A 15,388-nucleotide genomic window follows, 5' to 3' on the forward strand; every position below is an offset into this window, starting at 1 on the left:
CTCCTAACGTTTACGCTTCTTGACCAACCGTTACATCTTCAATTCCTAATTCTTCTTTAATCCATTCGTATCCTTCAGCCTCTAGCTGCTGTGCTAATTCTGGCCCTCCAGATTTCACGATACGTCCTTGCATAATCACGTGAACGTAATCTGGTGTGATATAGTTTAACAAACGCTGGTAATGCGTAATAATTAAGCACCCTAAATTCTCTTCCTCACGAATTTTGTTCACACCATCAGCTACAATTTTCAATGCGTCGATATCTAAGCCAGAATCGATTTCATCAAGAATTGCAATTTCTGGCTTTAACATCATGAGCTGAAGGATTTCGTTACGTTTTTTCTCCCCACCGGAAAACCCTTCATTTAAATAACGTTGAGCCATATTTTGGTCAATTTCCAGCTCATCTAGCGTACTGTCCATTTCTTTAATAAACTTCATTAATGAAATTTCATTTCCTTCTTCTCGACGAGCATTAATGGAAGAACGCAAAAAGTCAGACGTCGTTACGCCACTAATTTCACTCGGATATTGCATTGCCAAAAACAGCCCTGCACGAGCGCGCTCATCAACTTCCATTTCAAGCACGTCTTCTCCGTTCAAATGGACACTTCCTTCAGTAATTTCAAATTTAGGATGTCCCATAATTGCGGATGCGAGGGTAGACTTTCCAGTTCCGTTTGGTCCCATTACCGCATGAAATTCTCCGCTCTTTATTGTAAGATTAATACCCTTTAATATTTCATTACCTTCAATGGATACATGAAGATTTTTAATTTCTAGAGTAGTTTCTGACATAGCTATACCTCCAAATACTATTATTGTAAATTGAATGAATATGAAATTTACATTCATTCTCAATTTATTCTCATTATAATCTTAAAGCATACGGAATTTATTATCAACTTATTCGACCAAAGCAAATGTAGTGAAAAAGAGACTTTTGCTTATTTAAGCTCCAAAAATAATTTGGAATTTATCGCTTTATTGAAAGATATCCATTCTCAATTAGCACACTTATAATTCCTTTAATCATTTACGAAATGTGGATAAAAGGTTAGTTTTTACGTAGTAAATCTGGATAATGAATTAAAATAGAGCGGTAAATATTCCCTGTCCCTTGAAACGCATATACCTTTTCCTTTACGACATCATTCACTTTAATGAACAAGCAAGGAACACTTTCTATTTTATATGCTTGCATAAACTCCGCATTTAAAGATGCATTCATTTCATAAAACAAGTTTTTATTGTGGTTTGCTTCTATTTGCTCCAGCATACTTCTTGCTATGTGGCACGTACCGCAAAACGGAGAATGGATAAACAGAAATAAAGTATCTTTATTTAATATATGCTTTGTTATCTCTTCCAAAATATCACCTGTCGTCCATTAAATATATCGAGTATACACGTATATGCTTTTCGGCAAGAATCGTTGCCAGCATATGATCGGGTGTTTCTGCAACTTCCTTATATTCTAATTCTGTATACAAATGAACACCGTGAGGAAGCTCGTGTGCCAATTGTCTCCTGAGCTGCTTTCCAGGTGAATCTTCATCTACAAAGATATATACCTCTTTATCATCAAGCTTGTATTTTTCCAATAATTCATCAAACCGCTCGATGCCTAACGTGCCATTTGTGCATACGATCGTTATCGGTTCCGAAATGATTCTACTGAGCTTTCTTTTATCGGATATACCTTCTACTATCATAACTTTCATGGACGCATTCATTCCATTTACTCCGCAGTACGCTGCTCATATTGCTCTTTTGACAACAAATGATCGAGCTCTGAATTATCGGCTAATTCTACTACAATGATCCACGCGTTTTTATATGACGAGTCATTCATAATTTCCGGATGATCTTCTAGCTCTTCATTTATTTCTATAATTGTGCCACTTACTGGTGCATACAATTCTGAAACTGTTTTTACGGACTCTACACTTCCAAAAGGCTCCAGATGCTCTGTTTTTTCTCCAACCTCTGGTAATTCAACAAATACAACATCTCCTAGTTCCGATTGTAAATTTGCAGTAATGCCAATTCGGGCTTGATTCCCTGTTATTTCTACCCAGTTATGTTCCTCTGAATATAGTAATCCATGTGGTGCCATCTTTTTACCTCCGATGCGCAATTCGATTTATTTTCACCTGTTTACGAACGCAACCAAGTTTCCTCAAGGGTTTGTTCATTAAATCCTACCGTCACTTTATTTCCATCTGTAATAATCGGGCGCTTAATTAACATACCATTTGACGCAAGATACGTTGCCATTTCTTCTTCAGTTGCATTTTTTATTTTTTCTTTCATATTTTGTTCACGGTACACTTTCCCGCTCGTGTTAAAAAACTTCCTTGCATGTAATTCACTATTGGAAATAAGCGCCAGTAATTCTTCTTTTGTTGGGGGATTTTCAACAATATGGACACTTTCATAATTTAAATTATTTTTTTCGAGCCACTTTTTTGCTTTATTGCATGAATTGCAGTTTGGATACCAATTAAAAGTTAATGTCATACCTTTTTCCCTCACAATGCTATTTGCCCTAAGTATAACAAATAAACGATGTAAGGACGAATGATTGCTTTCTTATGATTAAGTCACGTAATAACGTATTTTAATGCATTTGTTGTTTCTGCTAATATATTTTCCGGAAAATTTTATTACGATCCATTCATACATGAGTTGTTGTGGAAGTTTTCAGAGGGAAAAAACATATGATTATGACAAAAAAGGAGAATGAATCCTTGAAAAAGGTTCGGTGATACTAGGACAAAACTAGCCTCGAATAAATAAAAACAGTGCTGTTTACTGAAAAAATTATAAACAGCACTGTTTTTTGAGTTGAATCACTACCCATAGCCTTCTATATATTAAATGCTCAGATCTAGTAGTTACTTGGAACGTGATATTCTTAGATAATCGTCTTAGGATCATGTGGGACGATTCTAGTTCTCCATGCGGGTATAATCGCAAATCGCATTAGAAAAACTGTTTCCAATTGTGCGATTTAACTTTCATAACGCAGGCTGTATCCCTTGGTATTCGAACATAAATGTTAGTAGATCTAGGGCGGCTTTCTAAGCTAAGATCGTATTCATAGACGAGGCTCTTGATCAGCGGTCAAAATTTAATTGCCAATTGTTCTAAATTGATAAGAGTGTTCATCCCATAAAATTTTTTTATAGGTTTAGCTGTTGGTTCTTTTGATAGTAAGGTTAAGACAATTGTACCTTGATAAATAAGTAACTAACTCTATTCAACTTGACATATTACCGCACGTCTTTGTAAATAATGTTTCTATACTATTAATCTTTCAAGCTTTAAATTTACACTACATATTTTTCTTCTTTAATTATTGCCGAAGCAATTTCACGCTTTTTTGCAATAACGTTGATAGGTGTATGGCGAGTAAGTTTCCGTAACGCCGAAAGCATCATCCGTAATGTGTCCCCTTCTTCGACAGCAACTAAAATCTCCTTTGCTTCGGATTCCATACGGTTAAAGGCTTCTTGTACAAAAACTTGCGTATAAAGCACCTTTTGTTTATTTTTCTCTTCGCCTTTTTTAAGAATTGCTTTTTCCGTACGTAATACAGCTGCCTCCATCGTATATACAGACGCTGTCATGTTTGCTAATTTCGCCAAAATTTCCTGTTCATGTTCAATTTGTTGCATATGTTTTTGCGCAGCTAGCCCTGCAGCTAATAAAACGATCTTCTTAGCATTTCTCATTAAATATTTTTCCTGTTCCAATGAAGCCATTCCTATTTCTTCTGGCATCATCATCATAAGTTCTTCCTGTAAGTGTTGCGCTTTTTCTAGAAGTGGTAATTCTCCTTTCATTGCTTTTTTCAGCAACGTACCAGGTACGAGCAATCGATTGATTTCATTTGTACCTTCGAAGATTCGATTAATTCTCGAATCACGATATATGCGCTCCACCTCATATTCCTGCATAAAACCATAACCGCCGTGAAGTTGAACTGCTTCATCTGCTACAAAGTCAAGTAATTCTGTTCCGGTAAACTTATTCAATGAGCATTCAATTTGATATTCTGCTACAGCTCGAGCAATTTCCCGACCGTCTTCTTTTTGCTCAGCAGACAGCTTGCTCATTCGTTGTTCAAACAGCCCGACCGTACGATAAACAGCACTTTCATTCGCATAGATGTCAGCAGCCATCGTACCGAGTTTTTCCTGCGTAAGCGTAAAACTAGAAATAGCCGTATTAAATTGTTTCCGCTCATTTGCATAAGTAGCAGCCAATTCTAATGCACGTTTTGCTCCTCCAACACTGCCAATCGCTAACTTATAGCGACCGACATTTAATATGTTAAAGGCAATAATATGCCCGCGTCCCTTTTCACCTAACACATTTTCCACAGGTACTTGTGCATCTTCAAGGACAAGCGTGCGCGTGGAAGATCCTTTAATTCCCATCTTCTTCTCTTCTGGACCGGTTGTAACACCTGGAAAATCACGGTCAACGATAAAGGCTGTAAAATGTTCGCCATCAATTTTTGCATAAACAATAAATACATCCGCAAATGCTGCATTCGTTATCCACTGCTTTTCTCCGTTCAAAACATAATGTGTGCCTGCTTCATTTAATATTGCAGTTGTTTTTGCGCCTAATGCATCAGACCCGGATGACGGTTCGGTTAATGCATATGCGGCAATGAGCTCTCCTGTAGCTAATTTCGGCAAATACTTTTCTTTCTGAGCTTCATTACCAAAGAATACAATTGGTAATGAACCGATTCCAACATGCGCCCCATATGTTAAAGAGAAAGCACCTGCTCTCGAAAATTTTTCCGTAATTAACGAAGAGCTAATTGTATCTAATTCCAACCCACCGTATTTTTCTGGAATATCCGCGCTAAGCAAGCCTAGTTCTCCTGCTTTTTTTATGAGTGTAACCGAATGGCTAAACTGATGATTTTCTATTTCCTCTAATTTAGGTAAAACGTCCCCTACAATAAAATCTTCCGTTGTTTTCGCAATCATCCGATGCTCTTCTGTAAAATCTTCCGGTGTTATTACATCGGATGCATCCATTTCCTCAATTAAAAAAGCCCCACCTTGAAACATCTTTTCTGTTGTCCCGCTCATTTTCATCAGCCCTTTCCACTGAATTTAATAAAACGTTAACAATTCGACTATAAACGAATGAGGCATTCTATATTTAAACAAGCTCAAATACACCCGCAGCGCCCATTCCACCGCCAATGCACATCGTAACTACCCCATATTGGATTTGCCGTCTCTTCATTTCATTAATTAAGGTTAACGACAATTTTGTCCCTGTACAGCCTAGTGGATGTCCAAGAGCAATTGCACCTCCATTTACGTTCACAATATTCGGATCTAAATTTAGAGCTTGTATGACACGTACTGCTTGGGCGGCAAAGGCTTCATTTAATTCAAAAAGACCGATGTCGGATAGTTCTAACCTTGCAAGCTGTAGCGCCTTTGGTATTGCTTCGACTGGACCAACACCCATAATTTCTGGTTCTACTCCCGCAACAGCAAATGAACGATACTTTACGATCGGCTCCAAGCCCTCAGCCTCTGCTTTTTCTCGATTCATAATAAGTACAGAAGCAGCTCCGTCACTCATTTGCGAGGAATTTCCAGCTGTAACTGTTCCTGAAACGGAGAAAGCCGGCCGCAGTGTTGCTAAGATTTCCTTAGTTGTATTAGGGCGCACCCCTTCATCTACATCGAAGAGAAACGATTGCTCCTCGATTTTATTGTTTTCACCAACGTTTCGTTCCATCACTTCAACAGGTACAATTTCATCCGTGAACTTCCCATCTTCAATTGCTTTTGCTGCTCGATGGTGACTTGTTGCCGCAAAGCTGTCTTGGTCTGAACGTGAAATAGAAAAGCGATTCGCTACCTCCTCTGCTGTGTGCCCCATTGTCATATAATAGCCTGGCGCATCTTGGACGAGTTTCGGATTTGGTTTAATGACGTGTCCTCCCATTGGAATTAAACTCATCGATTCCGTACCTCCAGCGATAATTACATCACTGGCACCGAGCATAATCCTTTCTGCTCCATATGCGATCGTTTGCAGACCTGATGAACAATACCGGTTTACTGTTACTCCCGGAACATCATTTGCCAAACCTGCAAGACCGGCAATATTTCGTGCCATGTTCATCCCTTGTTCTGCTTCGGGCATCGCACATCCGATAATGACGTCATCAATCTTTCCTTTATAATTTCCAGCCCGCTGTAACGTTTCTCGGATCGTTACAGCTGCTAAATCATCCGGTCTCGTGTTCGCCAGTGACCCTCTATTTGCTTTGCCAACAGGTGTCCTTGCTCCCGCTACAATGACTGCCTCCTTCAAAACGACTCCTCCTTTTCTATTAGTTTCTTAATGGTTTCCCTTTCAAAAGCATATGTTGCATCCGTGCTTGTGTTTTCGGTTCGCCAATTAAACTTAAAAACGCTTCTCTTTCTAAGTCGAGCATAACTTGTTCGTCAATGTATGTTCCCTCTTTAAGACGGCCACCCGACAACACGTATGCAAGCTTTTCAGCAATTTTAAGGTCATGTTCAGAAGCATAGCCTCCATAATGCAACGTTTTTGCTCCTAATAGCATCGCTGCATAGCCTGCATCCCCAACGATTGGAATCTTATCTCTAATTAATGGCTTATAGCCTGCTTGTGCCAATGCCAATACTTTTTGCTTTGCTTCATATAAAAGATGAGCAGGGTTCATACTTATACGATCCGCCGGCCCTAAATATCCTAATTCAGCACCTTCAGCTGCCGAAGTTGAAACTTTTGCCATTGCTATTTTTTCAAAAACAGAATTTGCGATTTTCATCCGATCATACGCTACATCTGTCGGCATGTTACGTAATGTTTTTAAATAAAGCTCCTTCGTTCCTCCACCACCTGGGATAAGCCCAACGCCAAATTCTACAAGCCCGATATACGTTTCAACGGATGCTTGAATAGACGTTGCTGGTAAAGATACTTCAGCGCCACCGCCAAGCGTCATCCCAAACGGAGCTGCAACAACTGGCTTTTCCGAATATTTAATGTTCATCGCCATTTTTTGAAACTGTCGCACGACCATTTCTAATTCAAAGAAATTATCATCCTGTGCTTCCATTAATAGAAGCGCAATGTTTGCTCCCACACAAAAGTTACTCCCTTGGTTGCCAATTACAAGACCTTCAAAATTTTTATTCGCTTCTTCAAGCGCAACGTTAACCATCTGAATGACATCAAGTCCAATTGCATTATTAGGAGAGTGAAACTCGAGTAAAGCAACGCCATCGCCACTATCGATTAAGCTAGCACCAGCATTTTGCTTAATAACTTTCCTTTCTTTTTTTAGACGTTTTATGTGAATTTCTTTCTTATTAAATAATTGTCGCTTGTACGTCCCATGATGAAAATAATACGGCGAATTATTTTCTGTTTTATAAAAGGTCGTATTGCCGTCCTTCAGAAATTGATGAATCCAATCCGGAATTTCCTCCCCTTCTTGCTCCATTCGCTCAACCGAATCACGAACACCTATTGCATCCCATATTTCAAAAGGGCCTAAATCCCAACCAAAACCCCACTTCATTGCTTTATCGATAGAAACAAGGTCATCTGCTATCTCCCCAAGGAGCTGTGCAGAGTAAAGAAGAACAGGTTTTACTGTCGCCCAAATAAAATCACCAGCTCGGTCATCCGAGGCATATATAAGCGCCTTAAGCTTTCGTTCTGTCTTTTTTTCTGCTTTAGCTCTTTCTATTGCACTCGTACGCAGTTTTCTTCTTTCTTCATAATCCATTGTAGTTGGATTTAATTCATAAATAGTACTGCCTTTATCGGTTTTTTTCTTCCTATAAAATCCTTGACCACTTTTGGAACCAATCCAACCCTTTTCCAGCATTGTGTTCATAAATGAAGGCACTTCGAAAATTTCTTTTTCTTTACCTTCAACTTGGCTATACACATTCGCTGCTACATGAATAAACGTATCGAGACCAACTACGTCCAACGTGTGAAATGTAGCACTTTTCGGTCTTCCGATAAGTCGACCGGTTATCGAATCTACTTCTCCTATCGAATAATTTCCTTTTATCATTTCTTTTACAGTTACAAGCAGACCATACGTCCCGATTCGATTAGCGATAAAGTTTGGCGTATCCTTTGCTTCAACAACCCCTTTACCTAATCTATTTTCAGCAAATTCCTTCATGAAGGTAATCAAGTCTGGTTTTGTATCTTTTGTAGGTATTATTTCTAATAGCTTTAAATATCTTGGTGGGTTAAAGAAGTGTGTACCTAAAAAATGCCGTTTTAATGATGCCGAACAGTCTGCAATCATTGCCTCAACGGATACTCCTGACGTATTCGTCGAAACAATAGCACCTTCCTTTCGGTGTTCGTCAACTTGCTGAAGCACACTTTTCTTAACTTCTAAGTTTTCAACGACGACCTCGATAATCCAATCAATCTGTCCCAATTTGCTCATATCGTCTGTAAAGTTTCCAACTGTTAATAATTCCAAATTACGTGTTGTTGTTAGTGGAGCTGGCTTTTGTTTTAACAATACTTGCTGCCCCATATTTACAATTCGATTCCGAACCTCTGGATCATTTAATGTTAACCCTTTTCTTTTTTCAATTTCGTTTAATGCAGTTGGAGTACGGTCGAGCATAAGTGTAGGTATACCTGCATTGACTAGATGTGCGGCAATCTGAGAACCCATAACACCGCTGCCTAGCACAGCAGCACGCTTTATGTTTGCAACCAACGAATACCCTCCTGTCTTTTTTGAATGAACATTCATTCATTTTATAACGATAAAGTAAACATTAAACATTATTAAACCTTTATATACTTATAATAAATTATATTCTGACTTTTCGCAATAAAAGGTGGCGAACTTTTCATGAAAAACACATTGTTCTGTCTCTAGTGTGCAAATAGGAGGTGCACTGTTTATAGGTAAATGACTACGTACATACAATTACCTAGTTATACGATTCCTTTCCAATTTACAAATCGTAATGATTTCGATATAATTAAGCTACATTATTGATTCAGGAGGCAAACATGATACGTAAGCAAAGATGGTCTTTATTCTTTTTAATTAGTTTGATTTTTACCATTGCTGGGTGTACAAATACAGTTCAAACGAACGATGAAAACGATTCTACATTAACAATTTATACGTCGATTTACCCAATTCAATATGCAGTCGAACAAATTGCTGGTGAAGTTGCGACAGTTAAATCCGTCTATCCTCCCGGTGTGGATGCCCATACGTTTGAGCCAACATCAAAGGAAATTACCGACATGGCAAATGCCAATATGTTTATTTTTCTCGGCGCTGGCATGGAAAGCTTTACGAGTACGGCAGCAGAGGCTTTAGACAAACAAAATATTGTTTTTGTTGAGTTAGCTAACCATGAAGCATTATTTTCTGAGCAAGAACATTCCCATCATGATGAGAATGATGGGGACGATCATGAACATGACGGACAGGATCCGCATATTTGGCTCGATCCACTTCGCATGATTAAACTAAGTGAAATTGTAAAACAAGAGCTCATTCAATTAAGCCCTGAGCATGAGCAAATTTTCACAGAAAACTTTGTTGAGCTCGAGCAAAAACTGCATACCCTTGATGGCGACTTTAAATTAACGCTTGAACAAAAAATAAATAAAGATATTATTGTTGCACATGCTGCCTACGGGTATTGGGAGGAGCGGTATGGTATTAATCAAATTGCAGTTCATGGCTTAACCTCAGGAGATGAGCCATCACAAAAGGACCTAACTAAAATAGCAAAAAAGGCAAAAGAAAACAATTTAAATTATGTTATATTTGAGCAAACAGGATCGGATAAGGTTACGAAAATAATCCAAGAGTATATTCAAGCAGAGCCTTTGTATATTCATAATTTAGAAGTTCGAACCGAACAAGATATACAAAATCATTACGATTATCTTTCTATAATGCGAGAAAATCTTGATGTGCTCGATCAAGCGACACAATAAAATTGAGGTGTAAACATGGGTGATTCTGTTATTTCTTTAAAGAACGTTCATTTCTCTTATGAAAATAAAGAAGTTTTAACAGATATTAATTTAAACATTAAACGTGGCATTTTTATGGGGTTAGTCGGCCCAAACGGTGGTGGTAAAACTACTTTAATAAAAATTATATTAGGTTTACTTAAACCCGATCGTGGTAATATCTCTATTTTGAATCAGTCGATTGACACGTTTAAAGATTGGAATCGAATTGGTTTTGTATCGCAAAAGGCAAATAGCTTTAATAAAGGATTTCCTGCTACTGTATTCGAAGTAGTAGCAATGGGATTAACGGCAAAAATTGGTTACTTTAAATTTTTTTCGAAAAAGGATAAAGAAAAAGTAATGCACACCTTACAGCTAGTTGGGATGGAAGCATTTGCGCATCAAAGTATTGGACAGCTATCTGGCGGACAACAGCAGCGGGTTTTTATCGCTCGTTCATTAGTTAGTGACCCAGAGTTGCTAATTTTAGACGAACCGACCGTTGGTGTCGATTATGAAAATGTAAATCGTTTTTATGAATTGCTCAATCGGCTTAACAAGGAAAACAATCTTACTTTGTTACTCGTATCCCATGATACCGGAGCAATGACAAAGTATGTTACCGATGTTATCTGTCTAAACAGAACATTACATTTCCACGGTAAATCTACCGAATATACTTCCTTGTCTGAGCACGAATTATCAAAAATTTATGGTCATCCTGTACAGATTGTTATTCACGATCATTAAAGTTGGGGGAGCTACAATGCTAGCTGATTTTATTGCTTATGATTTTTTAAGAAATACATTTTTAACAGGTCTATTAATTGGAGTAATCGCACCGCTGCTCGGCACTTTTCTCGTTGTCAGGCGTTTATCGTTATTAGCGGATGCACTTTCTCATGTTACGTTATCTGGTATTGCATTTGGACTTTTTCTCGAAAAGCTAATAGTTGTTTCCTTTATAACACCACTGTATAGTGGCATGGCTTTCTCAGTAGTTGGTGCTTTGCTAATTGAAAAACTACGCACCGTATATAAGTCTTATCAAGAACTCGGCATACCTATCATATTAACCGGCGGGGTCGGGATGAGTGTTATTTTCATTTCATTAGCTAATGGATTTAATACCGATCTATTTAATTATTTATTTGGCTCTGTTTCAGCCGTTAGCTTGAATGATTTATTAACGATCTTAGGTATTTCCATATTTATTTTACTCGTGGTAGGATTGTTTTATAAAGAGCTTGTAACACTTTCTTTTGATGAAGAGCATGCAATTGTATCGGGAATTCATTCCAAACGAATTCACTTTATCTTTATTATATTAACAGCACTTGTAATTGCTGCGTCTATAAGAATAGTTGGTGTTTTGCTCGTCTCTGCACTAATGACATTACCAGTAGCAGCAGCGATGCGCTATGCAAAAAGCTTTAAACAATTAATTGTTTTATCGATTGCGTTCGGTGAACTTGCCGTTATTATTGGTCTTGTAAGTGGTTACTATTTAAGTATCCCCCCTGGCGGCACAATCGTAATGATCGCTATACTCATTTTACTTTTATCAATTCTTGTAAACCGTACAACTTTCAGTTTAAAAGAAAGGAAGAAGTTAAGTGAATAAAAAAGAGGCTATATTCCTTTTAAATAAGAACGGCTACAAAACAACAAAACGACGAAAAGATATTTTAGATTTTTTTGCAAATGCGGACGGATATCGAACAGCAAAAGAGCTCAATGATTTCATGGAATCCCGATATGAAGGCATTAGCTTTGATACCGTTTATCGCAATCTACACCTTTATCATGAATTGGGGATTTTGGAAGGTACGGAATTAAAGGGAGAAAAACACTTTCGAATGAAGTGTGGCGACCATCACCATCATCACTTTATATGTAATGATTGTGGTAAAACGAAAAAGCTAGACATTTGCCCGATGGATGAGGTAGAAGCTTTGTTGAAGAATTTCCAAGTAATTGGACATAAATTTGAAGTGTATGGGTTGTGTCCAGTATGCCAAAACGCTTCATAGGAAGCAGCGGTAAATATTATGCAGCGATTGGTGCAGGAGGAATAATTGGTTCTTTGCTAAGGTATAGCGTATCTCTCCTGTTTGAAGAACGATACAGCTATTTTCCCGTTGCAACATTATTCGTCAACGTGACTGGCTGTTTTTTGCTCGGTTTCTTATTTAACAATAAACGTATAAAGAAGGAACAAGCTTCTAATCTGTTTTATCGATTTATTACGGTCGGTATAATTGGATCATTTACTACCTTCTCAACCGTTACTATTGAAACATTTGAATTATGGTCGCAAAACATCGTTCTAGCAATGTGCTACGTGTTTATCAGCATATTTGGTGGGCTTGGCATGGCTTATGTAGGCAGTATGTGCGGAAAGAAAAGTAGGGTATAATATGAATTTTTTGTTCGTTGCATGTGGTGGATTTATAGGCAGTATTTTACGTAGTTATCTTTCAACGGTTACGTATAAATCATATATTGGAACTTGGATTGCAAATGTTAGCGGGTCTGCTGTCCTTGCCATATGTGTTCGTTTATATATCGAGCAATTAATAAACGAAGAATTATGGCTGCTTTTCGGCATCGGTTTTTGTGGTGCCTACACGACTTTCTCTACTTTTAGTTATGAAGCAATTCAACTCATTCATGACAGAAATTATGTACGAGCAATCGCATATATTGTAAGCTCAATTGGAGTATCTATCGGATTCGTTTCACTTGTGCTTATTTTGTAATCATCTGGGGCTTGGATGTGTGAACAAATCATCCACGCCCCTTTCTTGTTATCCAGCTATTTCTTTTAATATTTCATCCTCTTTATGATCCAGCATGTTTTTCTGTATTATTTTATTGATTTTTATATCCATTTGTTTTTTCATTTCACTTGAATAATCACTTTCACCAATTACATAGGTTTTTTCCCATTGTTTATTTTTTGCTAGCTTATCAACTTTCTTAGCAATACTTTTGTACCAGCGATGTTGATTTGCTTTATACCGTTCTTTAAAATTATCTACTTGAACATTTGCTGTCCCTTGCCCTTTCGGTACATGGGATGGTTGAGGACCAGCTTTTTCTCTCCAATCGTCCGTTTCTACATCTAATTCGTAATAATATTTTTCTTGAACTTCGTTTAAATGTGTTTCCATTACCTTCACTTGATCCTTTTGAACGAGCACAACACCTGTATAAGGAAATGCTTCTTCGAGTTGTTTTAACTGATCCGTTGCAGGTGTGTCCTGCCAATACATTTCAGTCGTTACGCGCATTTGAACAAGTTCGGCAAACCAGATTGTTTCATCTGCTGTAGCAAACAAAATAATACCTCTACGTAAATTTTGCTCATTTTCTCGGACAAAATGATTCACTTTTTCCTTTAAACGTTTAAACGACTTCAATTCTTGCTCATTTGCAGTTTTAGATACGTACGATTCAAAGTTACGAAAGGCATTTTTTAAGTTTATTTTCCATTTTTCACCTTGCTGCTCTGGATCAGACGGATCTGTATTTAAATACATTGTAAATAGTTTATGATTTGAATCTTTTTGATTTACGTTTTCTAATTCTTTTAGAGCTTTACTAATTTCCATCCGTTAAACACTCCTTAAAAAATCTTTGTCCATATTATTCTGTTTCCGATTATAAAGCGAACGAAACATTAAATTAATTTCTTAATTACTAAACGGATGGCTGTATTGAATTGGTTAGTTTAATGAATTCGTTCATTTTTTAATTACTTTTACTTTTTTAATTTGGTGCCCGTCCATATCTTCTACTACAAATGCATATCCGCTATACTCGATTCTAGTACCTATTGATGCATCAAGATTATTCGTAATAATCCAGCCGCCAATTGTATCTACTTCTTCTGTATTTAATTGAATATTTAACAACTCATTTATTTCATCTAGCAATACTTTGCCATCAATAATAAGCTCGTTATTTTCCAACTGCTCAATCATAGGCAGCTCATTGTCATCAAATTCATCTTGTATCTCTCCAACGATTTCTTCTAAAATATCTTCAACCGTTACTAAACCAGCAGTTCCTCCATATTCATCAATTACAATTGCCATATGGAGCCGTTCCTTCTGCATCTTTAATAATACTTGCTTAATTGGTGTAGCTTCAGTTACATACATAATCGGACGAATAAACGGACGAATCGATTGTTCATCTTTCGAGAAATGCTCGGTTAAAATGTTTTTAATGTTTACTAAACCAATAATATGGTCCTTGTCCCCATCGGCAACTGGATATCTAGTAAATTGATCTTTTCGAACAACTTCAATATTTTCCTCCCAAGAATCCTCTACGAAAAAACAAACCATTTCTGTTCGAGGAATCATAATTTCTTTTGTTAGACGATCATCGAAATCAAAGATATTATTTACATACATCATTTCCGATTGATTAATTTCTCCACTTTTGTAGCTTTCGGATAAAATTAAACGTACCTCTTCCTCTGAATGAGCAACTTCATGCTCTTTAACAGGTCGAAAACCAAACAGACGAATAAACAATCGTGCAGAACCATTTAATAGCCATATAAACGGGTACATAATTTTATAAAATAAAATAAGTGGCTTCGCTAAAAGTAACGAGATTGCTTCTGCCCTTTGTATAGCAATTGTTTTAGGGGCAAGTTCACCAACTACTACGTGTAAAAATGTAATTAAGAAAAATGCCGTAGTAATTGAAAGAATTGGTGTTATTGCAGCCCCGATATTTATCTTTTCGAATAATGGATGGACGAGACGACCAACTGTTGGCTCACCAAGCCATCCTAATCCTAATGCTGTTACAGTAATACCTAACTGACACGCAGATAAATAGCCGTCCAAGTTATTAAGTATTTTTTTAACATCTGCAGCTTTTTTATTCCCTGTTTCCAATAAATGTTCAATTCGTGTAGAACGTGTTTTAACAATTGCAAATTCTGCAGCAACAAAAAAAGCAGTCAAAAAAATAAGGATACAAACCATTATCAATTTAAAAAGAATCATGATATTCCCCTACATGAAAGAAGAGGAAATCACCTCCTATTCTTACCCTTTACCGAATTCGTTTCCCGTTTCAATTTAGATTTACACGATCGGTACAGGCAAGATTTCTATACCTTGTACCTTTCTACTTGGTTCACCATTACACGCAGCTGAAAAAGCTCGATAATGAACACCGTCTTTTTACAGCTCTTTCTATTAAAACTGGATTCCTATAATGTAATTTACCCGAAATACATACGAATAATCGAAAAAGCTAAAAACAGTTTATAAACGGTGCATCGAAGATCTATCTTTC

Annotated in this window: 16 protein-coding genes; 6 read left to right on the forward strand and 10 right to left on the reverse strand. The window is 37.2% G+C overall.

The window, feature by feature from the left end; translation table 11 throughout:
* Positions 1–10: 10 nt before the first annotated feature.
* The 8 genes from sufC to ACLIBH_RS04265 form a co-directional block, all read right to left on the reverse strand.
* Positions 11–799 (reverse strand): Fe-S cluster assembly ATPase SufC, encoded by a 789-nt coding sequence (gene sufC, locus ACLIBH_RS04230; RefSeq protein ID WP_439315450.1) that lies wholly within the window; start codon positions 797–799, stop codon positions 11–13.
* Between the two features lie 259 nt (positions 800–1,058).
* Positions 1,059–1,373, reverse strand: a complete 315-nt coding sequence (locus ACLIBH_RS04235) for a thioredoxin family protein (protein ID WP_439315451.1) — start codon at positions 1,371–1,373, stop codon at positions 1,059–1,061.
* A 4-nt stretch (positions 1,374–1,377) separates the two neighbouring features.
* Positions 1,378–1,737, reverse strand: a complete 360-nt coding sequence (locus ACLIBH_RS04240; RefSeq protein WP_439315452.1) for a toprim domain-containing protein — start codon at positions 1,735–1,737, stop codon at positions 1,378–1,380.
* Between the two features lie 5 nt (positions 1,738–1,742).
* A complete protein-coding gene (gcvH, locus tag ACLIBH_RS04245; protein WP_439315453.1) occupies positions 1,743–2,120 on the reverse strand; it encodes a glycine cleavage system protein GcvH in 378 nt (125 codons plus the stop codon).
* Between the two features lie 41 nt (positions 2,121–2,161).
* Positions 2,162–2,524, reverse strand: a complete 363-nt coding sequence (locus tag ACLIBH_RS04250; protein ID WP_439315454.1) for an arsenate reductase family protein — start codon at positions 2,522–2,524, stop codon at positions 2,162–2,164.
* A gap of 812 nt (positions 2,525–3,336) precedes the next feature.
* On the reverse strand, positions 3,337–5,121 hold the full coding sequence (locus ACLIBH_RS04255) for an acyl-CoA dehydrogenase family protein (protein ID WP_439315455.1): 1,785 nt from the start codon (positions 5,119–5,121) through the stop codon (positions 3,337–3,339).
* A 73-nt stretch (positions 5,122–5,194) separates the two neighbouring features.
* Positions 5,195–6,370, reverse strand: coding sequence for an acetyl-CoA C-acetyltransferase (locus ACLIBH_RS04260; protein ID WP_439315456.1), 1,176 nt, complete (start codon positions 6,368–6,370; stop codon positions 5,195–5,197).
* A gap of 19 nt (positions 6,371–6,389) precedes the next feature.
* Positions 6,390–8,789, reverse strand: coding sequence for a 3-hydroxyacyl-CoA dehydrogenase/enoyl-CoA hydratase family protein (locus ACLIBH_RS04265; protein ID WP_439315457.1), 2,400 nt, complete (start codon positions 8,787–8,789; stop codon positions 6,390–6,392).
* A 302-nt stretch (positions 8,790–9,091) separates the two neighbouring features.
* Here ACLIBH_RS04265 and ACLIBH_RS04270 point away from each other — a divergent pair, with 302 nt between their 5' ends.
* The 6 genes from ACLIBH_RS04270 to ACLIBH_RS04295 are packed head-to-tail and all read left to right on the forward strand — an operon-like array spanning position 9,092 to position 12,822.
* Positions 9,092–10,039: a metal ABC transporter solute-binding protein, Zn/Mn family gene (locus tag ACLIBH_RS04270; protein WP_439315458.1), complete on the forward strand. Its 948-nt coding sequence runs from the start codon at positions 9,092–9,094 to the stop codon at positions 10,037–10,039.
* A 15-nt stretch (positions 10,040–10,054) separates the two neighbouring features.
* The gene (locus ACLIBH_RS04275; protein WP_439315459.1) at positions 10,055–10,810 is read left to right on the forward strand and encodes a metal ABC transporter ATP-binding protein; all 756 of its coding nucleotides are present in this window, start codon (positions 10,055–10,057) and stop codon (positions 10,808–10,810) included.
* 16 nt (positions 10,811–10,826) lie between these two features.
* Positions 10,827–11,684, forward strand: coding sequence for a metal ABC transporter permease (locus tag ACLIBH_RS04280; protein WP_439315460.1), 858 nt, complete (start codon positions 10,827–10,829; stop codon positions 11,682–11,684).
* A complete protein-coding gene (locus tag ACLIBH_RS04285; RefSeq protein ID WP_439315461.1) occupies positions 11,677–12,093 on the forward strand; it encodes a Fur family transcriptional regulator in 417 nt (138 codons plus the stop codon). The genes ACLIBH_RS04280 and ACLIBH_RS04285 overlap by 8 nt, the downstream gene beginning before the upstream one ends.
* Positions 12,075–12,479 (forward strand): fluoride efflux transporter FluC, encoded by a 405-nt coding sequence (locus ACLIBH_RS04290; protein ID WP_439315462.1) that lies wholly within the window; start codon positions 12,075–12,077, stop codon positions 12,477–12,479. Before ACLIBH_RS04285 ends, ACLIBH_RS04290 begins: the two co-directional genes overlap by 19 nt.
* 1 nt (position 12,480) lies before the next feature.
* Positions 12,481–12,822: a fluoride efflux transporter FluC gene (locus ACLIBH_RS04295; protein ID WP_439315463.1), complete on the forward strand. Its 342-nt coding sequence runs from the start codon at positions 12,481–12,483 to the stop codon at positions 12,820–12,822.
* A 48-nt stretch (positions 12,823–12,870) separates the two neighbouring features.
* On the opposite strand, the gene ACLIBH_RS04300 is transcribed toward ACLIBH_RS04295, so the two are convergent.
* Positions 12,871–13,677 carry a VLRF1 family aeRF1-type release factor gene (locus ACLIBH_RS04300; protein ID WP_439315464.1) on the reverse strand — a complete coding sequence of 269 codons (807 nt, stop codon included), beginning with the start codon at positions 13,675–13,677 and terminating at the stop codon, positions 12,871–12,873.
* Between the two features lie 132 nt (positions 13,678–13,809).
* The gene (locus ACLIBH_RS04305) at positions 13,810–15,093 is read right to left on the reverse strand and encodes a hemolysin family protein (protein WP_439315465.1); all 1,284 of its coding nucleotides are present in this window, start codon (positions 15,091–15,093) and stop codon (positions 13,810–13,812) included.
* Between the last annotated feature and the right edge of the window lie 295 nt (positions 15,094–15,388).

The organism is Virgibacillus sp. W0430 (assembly GCF_051846935.1).
Lineage (GTDB): Bacteria > Bacillota > Bacilli > Bacillales > Amphibacillaceae > JBPYCR01.